This is a genomic window from Legionella santicrucis, assembly GCF_001468135.1.
GTDB classification, from domain to species: Bacteria; Pseudomonadota; Gammaproteobacteria; order Legionellales; family Legionellaceae; genus Legionella; species Legionella santicrucis.
This window is the reverse complement of record NZ_LNYU01000050.1, coordinates 1-19,636: the sequence shown is the minus strand read 5'-3', so window position 1 is coordinate 19,636 and position 19,636 is coordinate 1. Positions and strand designations below refer to the sequence as shown.

Genomic DNA, 19,636 nt, shown 5'->3' with positions numbered 1-19,636 from the left:
GAGGATATCATGTTTCTAATTACTGGCGGCGGAAGCGGAATTGGGAAGTCTCTAGCTTTTTCTTTAGCAAAACGTGATCAATCTGTTTTAATTGTTGGTCGCCGAGAGCAGTTATTGCAAGAAACAGCAGCGACGTCAGCAAAGATTCAATATGTGTGCGCTGATATTACAACTTCTGAAGGGTTGGAATCTATTAGAAATTATTTACTTGAAGTGCCGCGCATTGATGGCTTGATCAATAATGCAGGTACTTTGAATCCTTTAGCCCCTTTAAGAGAAGTTGAACTTAAAGATTGGCAGCATACTTTAAATACTAATTTGAATGCCGCTCTTTTTCTTACGCAAAAACTGTATAATAAATTAATTAACGGAAGAGTTCTCAATATTGGTTCAGGAGCAGCTTATTTTCCTATTAAAGGTTGGGGTGCTTATTGTGTCTCTAAGGCTGCTTTATCAATGCTTACTCAATGTTGGCAGTTAGAGTCCGAGAATATTGCTTTTGCGAGTGTTATGCCTGGAATAATTGATACTCATATGCAGGTGATAGCCCGAAGTAGCGCTAATCCAGATTATGAACGTATTAATTTTTATCAGAGCTTGAAAGATCAAAATCGCTTGATTTCCCCAGATACAGTTGCTGAGTTTTTGACATGGCTTTTATTAGATGTTGATAAGGAAACTTATGCATCTAAGGAATGGGACATATATGATACAGAACATCACTCTGCTTGGCTTAAGTCTCCTCACCAAGTTCTTCATTGGGATATTTAATGTTTGCTTGCGATAAATTATTATTGAATGCATCGACTATTGATGCACAGGGAAATCAATTACTGCAACAGGCTATTGTGATTAAAAATGGTCTTATAGTGTGGTGTGGCGCACAAGAACAAATACCAACACAGTTTTATCAAGCAAAGCAAAAAGAAGATTGTTATGGGAAATTGCTTACCCCCGGTCTCATTGATTGTCATACTCATTTAGTTTATGCGGGTAATCGCTCATCTGAATTTCAAATGAAACTTGCTGGGGTGAGTTATACTGAAATTGCTCAAAAAGGTGGTGGCATATTATCAACAGTCAAACAGACCCGAGAAGCGTCTGAGGAGGAGTTGCTCAAGCAATCTTTACCAAGAATCCTAGCTCTACGAGATGATGGAGTGACTACTGTTGAGATTAAATCAGGTTATGGATTAGATTTATCCAATGAAGTGAAAATGTTGCGCGTGGCCAAACGCTTAGGTGAGTTAACGGGCTTAAGAGTTAGAAAAACCTTTCTTGGAGCGCATGCAATTGGACCAGAGTTTAAAGGAAACAGTCAGGCATATGTTGATATGATTTGTCAAGAAATGCTACCAGCCATAACTGAAGAAAATTTAGCAGATGCCGTGGATGTTTTTTGCGAATCTATAGCCTTTTCGCTCGAGCAAACGGAGCAAATTTTTAGTGCTGCTCGTGCATTAAATCTTCCTATAAAATGTCATGCGGAGCAGCTCTCCAATCTCGGTGCAAGTAAGCTTGCAGCAGAGTTTGGTGCCTTATCTTGTGATCATTTAGAGTTTCTTGATGCCCAAGGAGCATTTGCTATGGCAGAGGCCAATACAGTTGCTGTTTTGCTTCCTGGAGCTTATTATTTTCTGCGTGAAAAACACAAACCCCCAATTGATTTATTGCGTCAAGCTGCTGTGAGTATCGCTGTTGCTTCTGATTGTAATCCAGGCTCATCACCAACTGCATCATTACGTTTAATGATGAGTATGGCCTGCCAATTTTTTTCATTAACTGTTCCTGAAGTTTTGGCTGCTGTGACGAGCCAAGCAGCAAAAGCATTAGGAATACAACATGAAGTAGGAGTAATCGCTTCTGGTATGATAGCAGATTTAGTGCTTTGGTCTACGGATGATAGTGCTGCTCTTTGTTATTATTTTGCCTATCCTTTGCCTCATCAAATGATGATAGCAGGGGAGTGGGTTTCCTCTAAGAAAAATGATTGGGAATAAGACTATGCTAAAACTATTAAAAATCGTTTTATCTTTATGCCTCTTAGTATGTTCTTTTGTTGCGTATGCTGTTTATCCAGCATCAGTTCAAAAAGAAACTTCCACTTATATTTTGGATATTAAGTACCCCCAAGGATTTAAAGATCCTCGTATTGATGCAACCTTACAAGGATTTATTGAAAAAACAAAACAACGTTTTTTTAAAGAAGTTGGAGCAGATGCTGATGTACCTGCTGATGCGCCAGGTAAATCAGGTTTGAATATTACTTATTCATTATCCTATAAAACGAAAAATGCTTTAAGTGTACGTTTTATGGTTTCTATTTATCATAAAGGTGCGGCACATCCTGCAAATACAGTAGGTACATTAAATTTTATTAATGGATCTCAAGTTCAGTTAACCGAGCTATTTCGTCCTGAAGCAGATTATTTAAAGCCTATGGCCGATTTTTGTTATAAGAAGATAATGGCAAAAAATATCTCAGATAAAAAATGGATTGGAGAAGGTACCAAGCCTACAGAGAAAAACTATAAAATCTGGTCTTTTTCACCAGAAGGGATAGATGTTATATTCGATACGTATCAAGTCGCGGCTTATGTCTATGGTCCGCAGACAGTGAGCGTTCCTTTCTCTCAAATCGCCTCTTTATTAAAGCCTGAAGTAGCACATAGAGTTTGGGGTCGTTAATGGCAGATACACCTTTTATAGCCGCAGACAAAAAAGTATCAGAACTTACTGTCCGAGTGATACTACTTGCTATAATACTTACTGTATTGTTAGCAATGTCTAATGCTTATCTTGCGTTGAAGTTAGGGATTCTAACTTCAGCTTCGATTCCAGCCGCAATTATTTCCATGGGGATTTTACGCTTTTTTAAAAATTCTACTATTCTCGAAAATAATGCAGTACAAACAGCCGCTTCAGCGGGTGAAGCAGTTGCTGGTGGAATTGTATATACTATTCCTGCATTAATTATTATTGGTTTTTGGAATCATTTTGATTATCTAACTAATTTTTTCATTGCAGTTTGTGGTGGGATTTTAGGCGTATTATTCTCCATCCCATTACGTCGTATTTTGGTTCATGACCAATCTTTAAAATTTCCAGAAGGTAGAGCCATTGCTGAGGTATTAAAATCATCCGTTGAAAAATCGGGCATTAACGATATATTAATTGGCGGTGCAATCGGAGGCTTTATTGAATTATTACAAACTGGATTTAAGATAATTGCTAATAGCTGGGGATATTGGTTTGTTGTAAAGCGCTCTTTGTTTGGTTTTGGCGCTGGATTTTCTGCAACAATGATAGGTGCTGGTTATCTTGTTGGCCATGATATGGCAATCAGCATATTTTTAGGGGCAGTAATTTCCTGGTTAATTGCCTTACCTGTAGTCAGTCATATTTACCCTGATTTTATCAATCATTATCCTCCTGAACAAGCAGCATCATTTTTATGGAATAGTGAGATGCGCTATATGGGGATAGGAGCTATGTTGTTTGCTGGAGTATGGACTTTTTTAAAGTTAATCAAGCCCTTGTCTAAGAACATTCGAGCTTCGTTAAATAATTTTAGCTCTAAAGGACGAATGGAGCAGCTTCCTCGTATCGATAAGGATATACCTTTACCCTATATTTTAATAGGTATTGGTGCATTCGCTGCAATATTATTTCTGTTTTTTCAACTTGTTTTACCATTAGGGCAAGTAGGATTAGACAATCAATACTCGCCTACCCTAATTTTCTTAGCGGTACTTTATGTTTTATTTATAGGATTTATTTTTTCAGTTATCACTGCCTATTTTTCGGGTATGGTCGGTGTAACCGCAAGTCCCGGAAGTTCTGTAGTTATTTCAGGAATGCTTTTTGCTGCATGGCTATTGCTAGTTGCGATTGATCATATGTTACCTCTTCCATTAAGTACAGAACAAATTCAAGCAGCAGAAGCGATTACGATCATGATTGGCTCTGTAGTCACGGGGATTGCCGCCATTGCTAATGATAATACCCAAGATTTGAAAGTAGGTCAGTTAGTTGGAGCAACACCATGGAAACAGCAATTGATGTTATTGCTTGGAGTGGTTATCTCTTCTTTGGTTATTCCTCCAGTAATGCAATTGCTGTTTGAAGTGTATGGTATTGCAGGGGTAATGCCTCATCCTAATATGGATATAAATCAATCTTTACCAGCACCTACAGCAGCATTGATGGCTGCGATTACTGAGGCAGTATTTAGAAATTCACTGCCATGGGCAATGATGTTAATTGGTTCTGGCATTATTTTAAGTATTGTTTTCTTAAATCATTTTTTTCAGTTAAGACGTTATTTAAACTTGTCCATTTTAGGAGTTGCTATAGGGATGTATCTACCCCTTTCTTCTTCTTTTCCATTATTTATCGGCGGTATGATTGCTTTTTTTGTGCATAAGCATTTGAAAAAAAGTAATCTTATTAAAGAAGAAGTAGTGCTTCGAAAGCAAAAAGGCACTCTTATTGCTTGTGGGCTTGTTGCAGGTTCTGCAATTATGGATGTTTTGCTTGCGATACCCTTTTCAGTTTTTCATAGTCCAGATGCATTGCAATTGGTTGGGAATGATTGGAAAGATACTGGTGTTTATCTAGGAATATTATCTACTCTATTATTGGCATGGTGGATTAATCGTAGAGTATGTCGAGGAAAATGAAAAGCTTAGCGTTTTTTTGGGCACACATACACCAACGCCGAACAGCCTCTCACCAAGAGGCAAGCATCTCCCCTGAACAGATACTTGCAAAACTATAGTGATGTCAAAGCGATGCTGCGTTAGCAATAGATGCTGGATTGCTTCACTTTGTTCACAATGACAACCGTTTTTTTATTTAATTTTAAAAAATACATATTTCGCGAATGCTTACTTGCTTGATTGGTTATCCTCATTATTTCCTCAAGGCTCACTATGCTTGGGGTCTTTACTCTCTTTCAGGATAAATCACAGAACCTTTATGAGAATTACCCCAAATTTCTTCTTCGCTTAATGTCGTTTCAATGAATTCTACGGGAGCTCCGTCAATTTCAACCATTGCAACTCGAAACCCATCGAAAGGATAATAAGGCTCGAGTAAAACCGTTCTTCCTGCAATAGCCTCGTCAATGCTCTTTACTTTAAATGCCACATGTGGCGTCGATTGAATAAGTGGATGCAATGGACAACCTTCTTCAAAACGATGCCATTGGATCCTGAACGGATTGTTGCCATCTGTTGTATACATTTTAAATGTAGAACTATATTTTTCATTGGGTATAGGCGTAGAAGTCGGTATGCCCATATGGTGATATTCGTAATTTAATTTGTTTATAACCATCATTATTCGTGCTCCAGTTTACAACGATTCTATCCTTGCTTTATGTTCCAATAATTTTTCTTTAGCTTGCTGCGCCTGAGTGAATTTTTCTTGTTCCTTGGCAATAATTTCTGCAGGTGCTTTATCCGTGAATTTAGGATTATTTAATTTACCTTCGGCAAGGCTAATGTCTTTGTCCAGTTTCGCTAATTCTTTTGCTAGTCGCGTTAATTCAGCTTCCTTATCAATTAAATCAGCCATAGGAATGAGTAATTCAATTTCGTTCAATACTGCTGTTGCTGAGACAGGAGCTTTTTCATCCATATTAAGGCAATGAATATGACTTAACTTACCCAATGCTTTGAAAGTATCTTGGTATTTTTCTAAACGCTCTTTGAGTATTGGTGTAATATTACGAATATAAAGTGGAATTTGCTTAGCTGGTGAAATCGACATTTCGCTGCGTATGGTACGTACTGCTTGAATAGCTGATTTTAACCACTCTAACTCTTCTTCTATAGTATTATCAATAAACTCTTCATTGACCTGAGGATAGGCGCTGATCATGATACTTGCACCATTTTCACTGGTTAATTTTGTAGTTCGTTGCCAAATTTCTTCGGTAATAAATGGCATTAACGGATGCAGCATTTTTAGAATTTGATCCAAGACATGAATGAGGGTCCCACGTGTACCTCTTTTCAAGGCACTGAGTACATGCTCATCTTGTAATATAGGCTTAGATAATTCTAAGTACCAGTCACAATATTCATGCCAGACAAACTCATAAATAGTGTTTGATAATAAATCAAATCGATAGGTTTCAAAATAATGATGGACTTTGCTTATGGTGCGTTGTAAGCGAGATAAAATCCATTGATCAGCAGGGCTGTACTGAAATGCTCCATCTCCGAAGTCGATTTGTTCTTCATCGGTATTCAACAAGACATATCGTGCGGCATTCCATAGTTTATTACAAAAGTTTCGATATCCTTCAACACGACCTATATCAAAACGTACATTACGTCCTGTTGATGCAAGCGAGCAATAGGTAAAGCGAAGTGCGTCTGTTCCATAGGCGCTAATGCCTTCTGGAAATTCTTTACGCGTAGCCTTCACGATTTTATCGCGAACTGATTCAAGCATTAAATTAGATGTTCGTTTGGCAATTAACGATTCAAGATCAATACCATCAACAATATCTAAAGGATCAAGTACGTTTCCTTTTGATTTGGACATTTTATGTCCTTCACTATCGCGGATAAGACCAGTAATGAACACTTCTTTAAAAGGAATTTTACCGGTAAATTTTAAGCCCATCATAATCATACGAGCTACCCAAAAAAAGATAATATCAAAGCCGGTAACCAGAACAGAAGTTGGGTAGAATTGTTCCAACTCAGGGGTGCGTTCAGGCCAACCCAGAGTTGAAAAAGGCCAAAGCGCTGAGGAAAACCAGGTGTCTAGGACATCTTCATCTTGTTTTAGCACTGTGGAATCTTTAATTTTATACTTAAAGCGTACGTCATTTTCACTATAGCCTACATATACATTACCGTTACTGTCATACCAGGCAGGTATTCGATGTCCCCACCATAATTGGCGGCTAATGCACCAATCTTCAATATTGTTCATCCATTGAAAATAAGTTTTCGTCCATGTTTCGGGTATAAAACGAATATCGCCGTTTTGTACTGCAGCAATAGCTGGTTCAGCCAAAGGTTGCGTTTTAACATACCATTGATCGGTTAAAAGCGGTTCAATAATGACATGTGATTTTTCGCCGCGGGGGACTTTTAGTTTATGTGGTTCTGTTTTAAGTAATAAACCTGTTGCTGTTAAATCTTTAATGATTTGCTCTCTCGCGACAAATCGATCCATGCCTTGATATTTTATTGGCGCATTTTTATTAATAGAGCCTTTTTTAGTTAATATATTGATTAGGGGTAGTTGATGACGTTTACCTACCTCATGATCATTAAAATCATGGGCTGGTGTAATTTTAACACAACCGCTTCCGAATTCTTTATCAACATATTCATCAGCAATAATGGGAATAGTTCTGTCGCAAAGAGGTAGATGGACCTCTTGTCCAATAAGATGTTTAAATCTTGAATCTTCGGGATGTACAGCGACAGCTGTATCACCTAACATTGTTTCAGGTCGAGTGGTAGCAACAATCAGAAACTCTGTTGAATTCACGATTGGATAACGAATATGCCAAAGAAAGCCATCTTCCTCTTCTGAGATTACCTCAAGATCGGATACAGCCGTACCCAACTTAGGATCCCAATTTACCAAACGTGTACCTCTATAAATTAACCCTTCATCATAAAGTTGTACAAATACCTTTTGAACAGCAGCAGACAATCCTTCATCCATGGTAAATCGTTCGCGACTCCAGTCAACTGATGCACCTAAACGTCTCATTTGTTGGGTTATGGTATTGCCTGATTCGTTTTTCCATTGCCATACTCGTTGTAGAAATTGATCACGAGTGAGATCTTTTCGAGAAATGCCTGATGCTTCAAGTTGCCGCTCAACCACAAGTTGGGTTGAAATTCCCGCATGATCAGTCCCAGGTTGCCACAACGTTTTATCACCTAACATTCGATGATAACGAGTTAATGCGTCCATAATTGTGTGCTGAAAACCATGTCCCATATGTAAGCTACCAGTGACATTAGGAGGCGGGAGCATGATACAAAATTTTTGGCCGTCACCATTAGGTTGAAAATAATGATGATTTTCCCAATGCTTATAGCGTGCTTTTTCAATTGCTTCTGGGGAATAGATTTTATCCATAATTAAACCTGTACTGATAAAACTAGAAATGGTATCACAAATTACATAATAAGTTGAGCAAGGATGTGTGAAGTTGGGGCGGTTATATCGGCGTTTCACGGTTGCTCAAATGCACGCTTTATGGGATAAAGCGAATCATTATCCGGGTTCGTTTGGGTTGAGGGGGCTTACGCCATCCAAAGTCTTCTTGCTATGCTCCTGCTCGGCTTCGAGACGATGCTGGTGCATCACTTCACTACCATTGATTTAGAATCTATCCCCATTACTAAGTACTGCGCATAAAGTGCAGCACCTAGTAGGTAGTTTAATTTTGTGTGGATCTCTCCAGGGACAAGCCACGGGACGTCGTGTGTCTCTTCAGTCAATGCAGTGCTTTTCAGCTCAAACGAAACCAGAGAAATACTGGATTTCATAAAATCCTTATCCTGAATCGACCTCATTTAATGATGTTGGTTAGGTAAGTGTACATCAGGAATTTTTGCTTCATCAAATTGAGGCTCCGGTGTTTTTGAGCGATGGTCCTCAGCAATATAAGTATATAGTGTAGGAACCACAAATAAAGTGAACCCAGTTCCAATGAGTAATCCCGTCGCGATAACTAGCCCAATGTCAAAGCGACTCACTGCACCAGCACCACTGGCAATTAAAAGTGGCAAAACTCCAAATACCATTGCAGCGGTAGTCATGAGAATTGGTCTTAATCTAATTCCAGCAGCTTCTTCTACTGCGGCTCGCCTATCAAGATTTTTTTCTCGTTGTAAGTGGTTGGCAAAGTCTACAATTAAAATTCCATGCTTTGAGATTAAGCCAATGAGGGTGATTAAACCGACTTGGGTATAAATGTTAATGCTTGCCAATCCTAAATTTAAAGGAATCAAGGCACCACAAATCGACATAGGGACACTAATTAAGACAATAAGCGGATCACGAAAACTTTCGTATTGAGCAGAAAGTACTAAGAAAATAATTATGATTGCAAAAACAAAAGCGAAGAGCAATGCGTTACCTTCTTGCATAAACTGTCTTGATTCGCCGCCATAATCATAAGAAAATCCTTTGGGTAATACTTGATCTGCTTCTTTTTGTAAAAATTGTAATCCTTCGCCTAAAGTTTTTCCTGGCATCATTACTGCTTGAATGGTTGCCGAATTCATTTGTTGGAAATGTGATGCTGCATTCGGTACCGTTTTTTCTACCAAGGTTACTACTGTTGAAAGTGGGACCATAGTGCCATTAATGGTTCGTACATAAATTTGTCCTAATTCTTCTGGGCTCATGCGAAACGAGCGGCTTAATTGCGGTATTACCTGATAACTACGCCCCTCAAGGTTAAAGTAGTTGACGTAATTACCTGATAGAGCACTTGTTAAACTACTTCCAACCGCTTGCATGTCTAATCCCATTTCTGATGCTTTGGAGCGATTAATGTTCATTACAATTTGAGGTTGATTGAATTTAAGTGAATTATCTACATAGATAAATAAGCCACTTTTTTTAGCCTTTTCAGTAAGCTTGTTCGATACATCAAGTAAACTCTGAAAATCATTGGTTGTTTTGATAACAAATTGTATTGGTGTCCCCCCCCCTCCACCAGGAAGAGGAGGAGGAACAATAGCAAAGGCATTTAATCCTGCGACATTAGATAACTTGTCTTGTAAGGGTTGTTTCAAGGCAAATTGGCTTTTTTGACGTTCATTCCAGGGCTTAAGTACCATACCTGATATAGGCTGATTATTATTTACAGTAAAGTAATTTTCTGTTTCAGGAAAACTTTTATAAATTTCATCAAAAGGTTTGGTAAATGCTTCAACATAATTAAGCGTGGCATATTGAGGAATCATTGCCATGACAAAAAAGAAGCCTTGGTCCTCATCGGGTGCTGTTTCTGCTGAAGTATGGGTATAGAGGTAAGGAAGCATCAGAATCACAACTGCAGCAAAATAGAGCATAATCACGCGAGTATCGAGTAAACTATGTAATGCTTTTTGATATTTTGATTTAAGTTTATTAAAAAAATTGTCAAGAAAATGCACAAACTTACCGCTCGCGATGTCTTTGGATAAAACTTTAGAGCACATCATTGGTGATAAAGTTAGTGCAATGATCCCAGAAATGATTACTGCGCTTGCTAAGGTAAATGCAAACTCTTTAAACAAAGCACCAGTCAGCCCCCCCATAAAACCAATAGGTGCATAAACTGCAGCTAGTGTTATCGTCATCGCAATAACAGGCGTAGCAATCTCTCGTGCACCTATCATTGCAGCATCAAAAGGAGTTTTCCCTTCCTCTATGTGACGATGTACGTTTTCAACCACTACAATTGCATCATCCACAACTAAACCGATCGCTAAAACAAAAGCAAGTAAGGTCAATAAATTAATACTGTATCCCAATATAAGCATTAGAGTACATACACCTACTAATGATAAAGGAATGGTTACAAGAGGAATAAAAACAGAGCGAATAGAGCCTAGGAATAAAAAGATGACCACAATAACAATTAAAGCAGCTTCAATAATAGTATGCGTTACTTCATCCAGAGAGGCCCTGATAAACGCCGTTGCATCATAGACAATTGTTCCTGTTAAAGAGGGAGGGAATTCCTTGATTACAGAAGGCAACATCTTCCTAACAGCACTGATCACGGTTAGAGGATTCGCTGTTGGAGTGGGGGTTATAGAAATGAATACTGCTTTTTTTCCGTTAAAGGTTACTGATGAATCATAACTTTGTGAGCCTAACTCTATTTTTCCAATATCTCGTAAGCGCACTATAGAGCCTTTATCACTTTTGACAATAAGATTACTGAATTGGGCTGCATTATTTAAATCTGTTTTCGCAGTAATGCTGAGTGCTACATATTCCCCTTTTGTATTCCCTGCTGCAGTTAAGAAATTGTTTTTAGCAAGTACTTCAGATGCATCAGAAGGGGCAACACCCAATGCAGCCATTTTTTTGGGATCAAGAAAAATACGCATCGAGTAAGTAGATCCACCGAGGATGTCCGCTTTGGCTACCCCATCTACTGTTTGCAGTTGCGGTTGTACCACACGAGTTGCGTAATCAGTGATTTGCTGCGGTGTCATTTGGGTACTGTCCAAACTGATGTACATCAAGGCAGTAGAAGCATCAGATGTTTTTAGAATAACGGGCTGCTGAGATTCTTTGGGAAGTTGGTTGATTGTTTGTTGCACTTTACTCATTACATCTGTAAAGGCAATTTGTGGATCGAAATTTAATTTAACATTTAATGTAATTGTACTTAAACCTTGGGTGCTTGAAGAAGTCATGTAATCGATCCCTTCAGCACTTGCCACCGCTTTTTCTATAGGAGAAGTAATAAAACCCGCGATGAGATCCGCATCTGCTCCTGGATAACCAGTCATAATAGTAATCACTGTATTATCCATACGAGGATATTGGCGAATTTGCATATTGTAAATGGCGTTAATACCAAAAAGGAAAATAAGCAAACTAATTACCATGGCAAGCACAGGCCGTTTGATAAAGAGATCGGTAAATTTCATAACTTTTCCTGATTAAAAAAATCTGTAATAGACGATGCACGCATAAAATTACTGTTCAATACAAAAGACATAAAAATGCCTTTTGTATTGAACACAAGTTATTTTAAGTCTATTGTCCTAACATATCTGGATTACTCACTTCATCAAGTTTGACTTCATTATTGATCGATACAGGAGTGCCATTTTGTAATTTTATTTCTCCTGCGCTCACTACTAATTGTCCGGCTTTAATCCCTTTTTTAATGACCGTATAATTACCTTGTTGTTCACCTATAGTGACAAAGACACGTTTAACGGTTAGAAGATCAGATCCATCTTTATTTTTCTTACCCTCTGCATTCTTTTCGATAATATAGATCGCGTTGCCGTATAAGCTGTAAGAAATTGCGGTAGAGGGAACTATGATTGTGTTTGGTATTGGTGGTTGGCTTATTTCAATCGAAGCAAACATCCCTGGAACAAATGTAAAACTATGGACTTTATTTTGAGCATTAAGGTCAGAATTACAAGAAACAATCAATTTCTTTCCCAAATGTTCTTTTCGAATTTTTACTAGGGATGATTTTGCAGGATTTTTAATTGCTGAAGTAGGACAATTGGCAAGAGTCCCTTGTACGAGCACATTATGAGTGTTTTGATCCACTTTGGAGTTAATTGCCGTCACCTTTGCTTCAAAAAGAGCATTAGGAAATGCCTCCACAGAAAATGTAATGGTCTGATGTGGTTTTATCTTTTTATAAAGCTGTTCGGGAAGATAGAATTGCAAATACAGTGGATCCAGTGATTGCAAGGAAACAATTGATGTTTGTCCGGGGCTAATAAATTGCCCTAAATTGATCTGACGTATGCCTAATTTTCCTGCAAAAGGAGCAGTAATGTGTTTTTGTTTTATTTGTGCTTCAGTTTGTTCTAATTTAGCTTGGGCCTGATCGCGATTTGCCTTAGCCTCATCCACATTAGATATGGGGGATGCGCCACGTTTATATAAATCACTTTGGCGTTGATAATTTAAATTTTTAATGGCTAATTCAGCTTGATTAAACTTTAGTACCGCTTGATCAACACTGTCATCAATTGTGATCAATGATGCGTCTTTATCAACATACTGTCCAGACTCAAAATCAATTTTAATAACATTTCCTGAGGCTTGTGAGTTTACATCTACCCCGTTAATCGCTACGAAATTACCTACAGCATTAATTGTTGGTTGCCAATCTACTGCTTTTGCAACAGCTGAAGCTACAGAAACAGCCGGTGGTTGGTAGTTTGCAAAAAAGCGTTTGATCAAGAATGCTTTTATCAAGTTAAACGCAATGATTCCACCGAAAACAATCAGTAAGATTATTCCCATAATGGTCATTCGTTTTTTTACTAACTTCATCAATGCTCTCCTGAATTTTTAGAAAACGGCAAATTTTCAAGTCTGCCAAATATAACACGAAAGATAAATTTTATTACTCTTAATTGTCTTTATGTGATTCAATTTCATCGATTTTGGATTTATAAAAATAAATTTCATGGTTATAAAAATATCCTATTGACTAAATTCAACACTTTGTTACTATGCGGCTTTCATCAATCAAAGGAGAAACCATGAAGTTGAAGTCCTTGTTGTTTGCTATTTGTTTTGGATTGTTTGGTCATGCTGTTGCAGCAAATCAACATATGCATCCAAAAGCTAATGAAGTTGACAATAATAAAAATTCTGTTAGCAGACCCTCCATGCTTCCAGGTTACTGCCAAATTGAAGTGATAAACAGATCTTATGATGATGTTTACGTATATGGTATTTTCGATGATGGCATAGGTTTACCTGCTTTTATGGTTCCTAGCTTCGATTCACCTCATTATATTGATTTATTTTACTATGGCTATTGCCACTCTGGTATGCGTGTTACAATTGAGTCAATACGCTTCCCATATAATGTAGTAATTTATGATCAATTTACTACTGTAAATTCTACAGTTCGAATCGTACCTTACTTGGCTAATGGCCTTAATAAGAGCGAAAATGATAAAAATGTTAAAGTTGAAGTAACAGCAAAATAAGTAAGCATTAAGACTACTTATTAGCGATGGGGAAGTTGCATTTTAGTGCAACTTCCCTTTTTTGTATGAGGTAAATTGCTCATGAAACGTTTGATGCTTTGTTTTTTACTACTCTCAAGTTTGATTTCTTGTAAAATGACTCAGCCTGAATATTATGATGCTGGTTATTTTCATTCTGTTCCTCCCCGATCAGAAATATATGGTTTTGATGAGCATCCCCATGATTACCGAAATCCTAAGCATGGTCATCCCCCAGCTGTTAAAAAAGTAAATTCTGATTCTAAAAATACTCAAAAACAGGAGCAATCCCGAGCCTCGTGAGTATGATTCGTTGTAATGTGTATTCACAATTCGTATACCATTAAATTTTGTGGTAGTCTAATGGGGTTTTTTCTTTAGGGAGTTTTGAGATGCGTAACTCACTTAAAATGATGGTTGTAGTGCTTTTATCTATACTAGTTATAGCATGCGTCGCTTCTCCAGGTAGAGAAAGCACTGGAGAATTTCTCGATAGTTCCACTACAACGACTAAGGTAAAAGCCACGTTAGTGAATCAATTAGGAACTACTGGTTTAGCAATACAAGTAAAAACCTTTAAAGATGAAGTACAACTTAGTGGTTTTGTGGCTACTGAACGATTAAAACAACGTGCAGGGGCAATTGTTGCAAATGTAGATGGTGTGAGAAGGGTGCGCAATGACATCATTGTTCGATCTTAACTTTTTTCTTTAGGATGACTTATGTTTGATGACAGCTATACCATAAAAAATTTTGATGATGAACTCTTTCAAGCGATTGTTAATGAGCAACAGCGACAGGAAGAGCATATTGAGCTTATCGCATCAGAAAATTATGTCAGTCCACGTGTTCTTCAAGCTCAAGGATCTGTATTAACCAATAAATATGCTGAAGGCTACCCCGGCAAGCGTTATTATGGTGGATGTGAGTACGTTGATGTCGCTGAGCAATTAGCGATTGCTCGCGCCAAAAAACTTTTTGATGCTGATTATGTTAATGTCCAACCGCATTCTGGTTCCCAAGCCAATGCGGCGGTAATGATGGCGTTAATCGCTCCTGGCGATGTGGTTTTAGGAATGGCCTTACCTCATGGAGGGCATTTAACCCATGGGTCCAAGGTTAACTTCTCGGGTAAGCTGTATGAATCCGTATCTTATGGTGTAGATGCTCAGACTGGTTTAATTGATTACGATGCTGTTGAGCGTTTAGCCTTAGAGCATAAACCTAAATTAATTATTGCTGGATTTTCTGCTTATTCACGTGTGGTTGATTGGCAAAAATTTAGGTCAATAGCAGATAAAGTAGGTGCCTATCTAATGGCCGATATGGCGCATGTGGCTGGATTAATCGCTGTAGGTCTGTATCCTTCTCCTATACCTTATGCAGATGTCGTTACAACTACTACGCATAAAACATTAAGAGGACCAAGAGGTGGAATGATTTTATGTCGTGCTAATGAAGAAATTGAGAAAAAACTGAATTCTTCTGTATTTCCTGGTTCTCAAGGCGGACCGTTAATGCATGTTATTGCGGCTAAAGCTGTTTCTTTTGCAGAAGCCTTGCTCCCAGAATTTAAGGTGTATCAACAACAAATTTTATTAAATGCAAAAAAAATGGCGTCTGTATTAATGAATAGAGGCTATAAAATTGTTTCTGGTGGTACAGACAATCATTTACTTTTGGTCGATTTGATTGATAAGAATATTACAGGTAAAGATGCGGATACTGCTTTAGATAAAGCAAATATTACTGTGAATAAAAATACTGTTCCTAATGATCCGCGCTCTCCGTTTGTCACCAGTGGCTTGCGTTTAGGAACCCCAGCTGTAACAACACGAGGATTTAAAGAAAAAGAAATTATTCTTTTATCAAATTGGATAGCAGATATTCTTGATGATATTAACAATGAAGCGACTATAGCAAAAGTGAAAGAACAAGTCTTGCTTTTATGTCGTGAGTTTCCGGTTTATAAATAATCATGTATTGTCCATTTTGTCATGCAGAAGAAACAAAAGTAGTTGATTCACGTTTAGTTGCAGAAGGGGCCCAAGTACGCAGAAGAAGAGAATGTCTTGTATGCCATGAACGTTTTACTACTTTTGAAACAGCTGAGTTAATCATGCCATTAATTGTAAAGCGTGATGGTAGGCGCGAGCTTTTTAATATAGAAAATTTGCGCTCGGGCATGTTGCGAGCTTTGGAAAAAAGACCAGTGAGTATTGATGCATTGGAAGCTGCAATTATTTCAATAACTCAAGAAATCCGCCGCAGAGGAGAGCGAGAAATTGATTCTCAAATTATAGGTGAGCTTGTGATGAAGGAGTTATTTAGTCTGGATCATGTAGCTTATGTACGATTTGCTTCGGTATATAAACGCTTTAAAGATGTGAGTGATTTCAGGCTAACTATTGATCAGATGAATAAAGATTAGAGTTATCACTCACTCTGTATCAAGATGTGTCAAATAAGGACGTTCACCAAGATTTTCACTTAGAGTACTAGGGTCAGTTTATACAATTAGTATATTGATCAATTTATATCGTTATTTATTTAAGAAAGTTGATGAGGTTAAGGTGGAAAAGCAGTCAATAAGTGGTAAAAGAAAAGCCAGAAAATTAGCACTTCAAGCGCTTTATCAATGGTTAATGTCGGGAACCGATGTGTATGAAATAGAAGCACAGTTTCGTGTCATTAATAAAATGGATAAAGTAGATGTCGATTATTTTTGTCGTTTATTGCATGGCGTCCCTGAGCATGTTACTTCATTAGAGGCGAGTATTACTCCTTTTCTCGATCGAGAAATTTCCGCGCTTAATCCAATTGAACATACAGTCTTACGTTTAAGTTCTTTTGAATTACTCTATTGTCCTGAAATTCCTTATAAAGTTGTACTGGACGAAGCCATCCCATTAACCAAAGAGTTTGGCTCCCAAGATGGATATCGTTATGTCAATGGCGTATTAAACAACTTAGCGCGCCAGGTTCGTTCAATTGAAATCAGCCATAGCAATGAATGAGTTTTCACTTATTGCTCAGTTTTTTAAACCGCTTGATTTAAAAAGTGATGAAGTTTTATTAGGTATCGGGGATGATGCAGCTTGTTTGCGTCTCTCTGATGGAATAAATTTGCTGGTGAGTACAGATACTTTAGTTTCAGGCGTCCATTTTTTGTCTGAGTGGGATGCTTATGATATTGCTTGTCGGGCCCTCATGGTCAATGTAAGTGATATGGCAGCTATGGCTGCAAAACCATGTTGGATTACACTTGCCTTAACTTTGCCTGAATTAGATTCACAGTGGCTGACTTTGTTTGCGCACGGCTTAAAGGACTCTCTAAATCAGTTAAATATGACTTTAATTGGTGGTGATACAACTCGAGGCCCTTTATCGATTACAATTACTGTTTTGGGACAAGCACCTGAAGGACAAGCTATATCACGAAGAGGTGCGAAACCTGGAGACATTATTTTGGTTTCAGGAAAGTTAGGTGCCGCAGCATTAGCCATTAAATTACTTAATAGGGAAATACCTCAACAAGAGAAAGAGGAGTTAATGCAGAAATTGTTACACCCTAAACCTCGTATTGATTTAATTCGTTTTTTACGAATGTATGCAACTGCGGCTATAGATATTTCTGATGGACTTGGTGCTGACTTAAATCATATTTGTGTTGCCAGTGGTGTAGGGGCTTGCCTAAATGAAGATGCAATTCCAACACATTCTTTACTTAAGAAATATTTACACGGTAAAGCAGTTGACTTAGCTTTAACAGGCGGCGATGATTATGAGTTATGTTTTACAGTGCCAGAAAATAAATTGCCTTCATTGATGAACGAATTTAAGACAGCGAATTTGCTTTGTTATCCTATAGGTGTAATAGAGTCTGCGCCTGGGGTAAGGATAAAAAATGGTTACAATCAGTGTAATACATTAAAACCAGTAGGTTACACACATTTTTAAATTTTTTTCGTTAGGTAGAGTTTTTAATCATCTACATTGACGATAAATGAAGTTGAGAAAAATGATGAAACAAATTAATTTAACGGGATGTGTATTTCAAAACCCTATTTACTTTATCGCTTTTGGATTTGGCACCGGATTAATGCCTACAGCTCCTGGCACTTGGGGAACATTAGCTGCTGTCCCCCTTTATTTGTTACTTATAGGGACTCATTGCACGGCTTATCTTTTTTTTACATTGATCGCATTTATTTTAGGTGTTTGGGTTTGTGAGAAAGTTTCTCAAGAGTTAGGAGTACATGATTATAAAGGAATTGTTTGGGATGAGGTTGTTGGTTATTTATTGACGATGTTTATGGCTCCCAAAGGATTATCATGGATGATCTGTGGTTTTATTTTGTTTCGAATTTTCGATATATGGAAACCACAACCTATAGAATATGTAGATCAAAAAGTTCGTGGTGGGTTAGGAATTATGCTTGATGATGTGTTAGCAGCGATTCCTGCTTGGATAATTATGCAAATTTTAGCATGGGGTTTTGCTGGATGAATGAGAATCACAAAGAGCTCATTAGTATGGGCTTAACTATAGGGATTATAGTTCTTAGCTTGTTTATTATTCATCGCTTTATCCCATCTATGATATGGGCTTCTATTATTGTTATTGCTACTTATCCTTTATACGAAAGATGGCGTCGATTTTTTGGAAATAAAGACGATTTATCGGCTTTACTTTTCACAACGTTAATTGGATTACTGTTTCTACTGCCTCTAAGTTGGTTGGTTGGGCTTCTTATCAAGGAGTTACAAATATTCATCAATTTTTTACAAAATTTAAATGAAAAAGGCGGTATGGCGCCTGAGTTCCTGAAAAATTTTCCCTGGATAGGAAATGACTTGATCGTTTACTGGGATGATAATATTGGCAAACCCGGAATGATTAAAGGATTGTTGTCCAATATTCATTTATCTTTAACACCAACCAGTTACTATGTAAAACAAATTGGTTCTAATTTAGTCCATCGAAGTGTCCAAGTAGGTTTTACCTTACTAAGCTTATTTTTCTTTTACCGCGACGGCGATCAATTAATCACACAAATTTATCTTGTAGGAGAGAATTGTTTGGGTAAAAGATGGTTTCGCTATGCGGATAGGCTTCCTAGAGCTTTGAGATCAACAGTAAATGGAACAATAGTTGTAGGGCTTGGAGTTGGTTTTTTAATGGGAGTTTGTTATGGTTTAGTTGGTTTTCCAGCACCTACTTTGGTAGGATTTATTACTGCACTAGCAGCAATGATTCCCTTTGTTGTGCCTATAGTTTTTATTACGGTAGCTATGATTTTGTTTGCATTTGGTAGTATGTTTGGTGCAATCGCTGTTCTTGTTTGGGGAACCTTAGTTATGTTTGTTGCAGATCATTTTATTAAGCCTGCACTAATTGGGGGTGCGATTGAATTACCCTTTTTAGCTGTTTTATTTGGTATATTAGGTGGTGTTGAAACTTTAGGTTTACTGGGCTTGTTTGTAGGACCATTAGTTATGGTTTTATTTGTTACTTTGTGGCAAGAGCCACAAATTCGTGCAAATTGTAATCAATTAAATGAGCAGCATATGAAGGCTTTATGAGTCGTAAACGTCCATGCCGCAGGCTGCAGTTGGCATAGGTTACGTTGTAAAATGTCAGTCCTTATTGGCCGTATTTGGATTATATTGATCGAAAAATGAACCCATAAGGTGCTCAGTAAGAAGTTCAGGCCCTTTGCCATATAACTATATAAAATCTAATGGTTTTTGTGACAAGGGTTTTTATTTGTCTAGAAAATTGCTATAAGGACTAAAAAGATGACCCTTTGATTTTATTTCTAAAAAACGTAATAGGTCACCCCTAATAAACTTTAAAGAAGTTTATTAGGAGAACTGATCCTCTTTATATTCTAACCAAAGCTACCGCCAAAAGA

Annotated in this window: 17 protein-coding genes; 13 read left to right on the top strand and 4 right to left on the bottom strand. The window is 37.6% G+C overall.

Annotated elements, in window-relative coordinates; genetic code table 11:
- The first annotated feature begins 9 nt into the window (after positions 1-9).
- Genes Lsan_RS10330 through Lsan_RS10315 form a run of 4 tightly spaced genes read left to right on the top strand, consistent with a single transcriptional unit; the run spans position 10 to position 4,682 of the window.
- Entirely contained in the window at positions 10-771 is a 762-nt protein-coding gene (locus Lsan_RS10330; RefSeq protein WP_058514317.1) for an SDR family NAD(P)-dependent oxidoreductase, read from the top strand.
- Positions 771-2,000 (top strand): imidazolonepropionase, encoded by a 1,230-nt coding sequence (hutI, locus tag Lsan_RS10325; protein WP_058514316.1) that lies wholly within the window; start codon positions 771-773, stop codon positions 1,998-2,000. The genes Lsan_RS10330 and hutI overlap by 1 nt, the downstream gene beginning before the upstream one ends.
- A gap of 4 nt (positions 2,001-2,004) precedes the next feature.
- Positions 2,005-2,688, top strand: a complete 684-nt coding sequence (locus tag Lsan_RS10320; RefSeq protein WP_058514392.1) for a DUF3298 and DUF4163 domain-containing protein — start codon at positions 2,005-2,007, stop codon at positions 2,686-2,688.
- Positions 2,688-4,682, top strand: coding sequence for an OPT family oligopeptide transporter (locus tag Lsan_RS10315; RefSeq protein WP_058514315.1), 1,995 nt, complete (start codon positions 2,688-2,690; stop codon positions 4,680-4,682). Before Lsan_RS10320 ends, Lsan_RS10315 begins: the two co-directional genes overlap by 1 nt.
- 265 nt (positions 4,683-4,947) lie before the next feature.
- Here Lsan_RS10315 and Lsan_RS10310 read toward each other — a convergent pair whose 3' ends face one another.
- The 4 genes from Lsan_RS10310 to Lsan_RS10290 form a co-directional block, all read right to left on the bottom strand.
- Complete coding sequence (locus tag Lsan_RS10310) at positions 4,948-5,343, bottom strand: VOC family protein (protein ID WP_065236299.1); 396 nt, start codon at positions 5,341-5,343, stop codon at positions 4,948-4,950.
- Positions 5,344-5,358: 15 nt separating this feature from the next.
- Entirely contained in the window at positions 5,359-8,124 is a 2,766-nt protein-coding gene (locus Lsan_RS10305; protein WP_058514314.1) for a valine--tRNA ligase, read from the bottom strand.
- 440 nt (positions 8,125-8,564) lie between these two features.
- The gene (locus Lsan_RS10295; RefSeq protein ID WP_058514312.1) at positions 8,565-11,651 is read right to left on the bottom strand and encodes an efflux RND transporter permease subunit; all 3,087 of its coding nucleotides are present in this window, start codon (positions 11,649-11,651) and stop codon (positions 8,565-8,567) included.
- Positions 11,652-11,760: 109 nt separating this feature from the next.
- Positions 11,761-13,032, bottom strand: a complete 1,272-nt coding sequence (locus tag Lsan_RS10290; protein ID WP_058514311.1) for an efflux RND transporter periplasmic adaptor subunit — start codon at positions 13,030-13,032, stop codon at positions 11,761-11,763.
- A 212-nt stretch (positions 13,033-13,244) separates the two neighbouring features.
- Here Lsan_RS10290 and Lsan_RS10285 point away from each other — a divergent pair, with 212 nt between their 5' ends.
- The 9 genes from Lsan_RS10285 to Lsan_RS10245 all read left to right on the top strand — a co-directional run bounded on the left by Lsan_RS10285 (position 13,245) and on the right by Lsan_RS10245 (position 19,304).
- Positions 13,245-13,700: a hypothetical protein gene (locus Lsan_RS10285; protein WP_058514310.1), complete on the top strand. Its 456-nt coding sequence runs from the start codon at positions 13,245-13,247 to the stop codon at positions 13,698-13,700.
- Between the two features lie 81 nt (positions 13,701-13,781).
- Positions 13,782-14,021, top strand: coding sequence for a hypothetical protein (locus Lsan_RS10280; protein WP_058514309.1), 240 nt, complete (start codon positions 13,782-13,784; stop codon positions 14,019-14,021).
- Positions 14,022-14,110: 89 nt separating this feature from the next.
- Positions 14,111-14,419, top strand: coding sequence for a BON domain-containing protein (locus tag Lsan_RS10275; RefSeq protein ID WP_058514308.1), 309 nt, complete (start codon positions 14,111-14,113; stop codon positions 14,417-14,419).
- Between the two features lie 21 nt (positions 14,420-14,440).
- On the top strand, positions 14,441-15,694 hold the full coding sequence (glyA, locus tag Lsan_RS10270; RefSeq protein ID WP_058514307.1) for a serine hydroxymethyltransferase: 1,254 nt from the start codon (positions 14,441-14,443) through the stop codon (positions 15,692-15,694).
- 2 nt (positions 15,695-15,696) lie between these two features.
- Positions 15,697-16,149: a transcriptional regulator NrdR gene (gene nrdR / locus Lsan_RS10265; protein ID WP_058514306.1), complete on the top strand. Its 453-nt coding sequence runs from the start codon at positions 15,697-15,699 to the stop codon at positions 16,147-16,149.
- A gap of 142 nt (positions 16,150-16,291) precedes the next feature.
- The gene (gene nusB / locus Lsan_RS10260) at positions 16,292-16,735 is read left to right on the top strand and encodes a transcription antitermination factor NusB (RefSeq protein WP_058514305.1); all 444 of its coding nucleotides are present in this window, start codon (positions 16,292-16,294) and stop codon (positions 16,733-16,735) included.
- On the top strand, positions 16,728-17,678 hold the full coding sequence (gene thiL, locus Lsan_RS10255) for a thiamine-phosphate kinase (protein WP_058514304.1): 951 nt from the start codon (positions 16,728-16,730) through the stop codon (positions 17,676-17,678). The genes nusB and thiL overlap by 8 nt, the downstream gene beginning before the upstream one ends.
- Before the next feature lie 64 nt (positions 17,679-17,742).
- Positions 17,743-18,228: a phosphatidylglycerophosphatase A family protein gene (locus Lsan_RS10250; RefSeq protein ID WP_058514303.1), complete on the top strand. Its 486-nt coding sequence runs from the start codon at positions 17,743-17,745 to the stop codon at positions 18,226-18,228.
- Positions 18,225-19,304, top strand: coding sequence for an AI-2E family transporter (locus tag Lsan_RS10245; RefSeq protein WP_058514302.1), 1,080 nt, complete (start codon positions 18,225-18,227; stop codon positions 19,302-19,304). The genes Lsan_RS10250 and Lsan_RS10245 overlap by 4 nt, the downstream gene beginning before the upstream one ends.
- Positions 19,305-19,636: the final 332 nt, after the last annotated feature.

Excerpts from the sequence above, each read along its gene's own strand:
- Lsan_RS10330 (WP_058514317.1), top strand. The coding sequence starts at position 10 with ATGTTTCTAATTACTGGCGGCGGAAGCGGAATTGGGAAGTCTCTAGCT.
- hutI (WP_058514316.1), top strand. The coding sequence starts at position 771 with ATGTTTGCTTGCGATAAATTATTATTGAATGCATCGACTATTGATGCA.
- Lsan_RS10320 (WP_058514392.1), top strand. The coding sequence starts at position 2,005 with ATGCTAAAACTATTAAAAATCGTTTTATCTTTATGCCTCTTAGTATGT.
- Lsan_RS10315 (WP_058514315.1), top strand. The coding sequence starts at position 2,688 with ATGGCAGATACACCTTTTATAGCCGCAGACAAAAAAGTATCAGAACTT.
- Lsan_RS10310 (WP_065236299.1), bottom strand. The coding sequence starts at position 5,343 with ATGATGGTTATAAACAAATTAAATTACGAATATCACCATATGGGCATA.
- Lsan_RS10305 (WP_058514314.1), bottom strand. The coding sequence starts at position 8,124 with ATGGATAAAATCTATTCCCCAGAAGCAATTGAAAAAGCACGCTATAAG.
- Lsan_RS10295 (WP_058514312.1), bottom strand. The coding sequence starts at position 11,651 with ATGAAATTTACCGATCTCTTTATCAAACGGCCTGTGCTTGCCATGGTA.
- Lsan_RS10290 (WP_058514311.1), bottom strand. The coding sequence starts at position 13,032 with ATGAAGTTAGTAAAAAAACGAATGACCATTATGGGAATAATCTTACTG.
- Lsan_RS10285 (WP_058514310.1), top strand. The coding sequence starts at position 13,245 with ATGAAGTTGAAGTCCTTGTTGTTTGCTATTTGTTTTGGATTGTTTGGT.
- Lsan_RS10280 (WP_058514309.1), top strand. The coding sequence starts at position 13,782 with ATGAAACGTTTGATGCTTTGTTTTTTACTACTCTCAAGTTTGATTTCT.
- Lsan_RS10275 (WP_058514308.1), top strand. The coding sequence starts at position 14,111 with ATGCGTAACTCACTTAAAATGATGGTTGTAGTGCTTTTATCTATACTA.
- glyA (WP_058514307.1), top strand. The coding sequence starts at position 14,441 with ATGTTTGATGACAGCTATACCATAAAAAATTTTGATGATGAACTCTTT.
- nrdR (WP_058514306.1), top strand. The coding sequence starts at position 15,697 with ATGTATTGTCCATTTTGTCATGCAGAAGAAACAAAAGTAGTTGATTCA.
- thiL (WP_058514304.1), top strand. The coding sequence starts at position 16,728 with ATGAATGAGTTTTCACTTATTGCTCAGTTTTTTAAACCGCTTGATTTA.
- Lsan_RS10250 (WP_058514303.1), top strand. The coding sequence starts at position 17,743 with ATGAAACAAATTAATTTAACGGGATGTGTATTTCAAAACCCTATTTAC.
- Lsan_RS10245 (WP_058514302.1), top strand. The coding sequence starts at position 18,225 with ATGAATGAGAATCACAAAGAGCTCATTAGTATGGGCTTAACTATAGGG.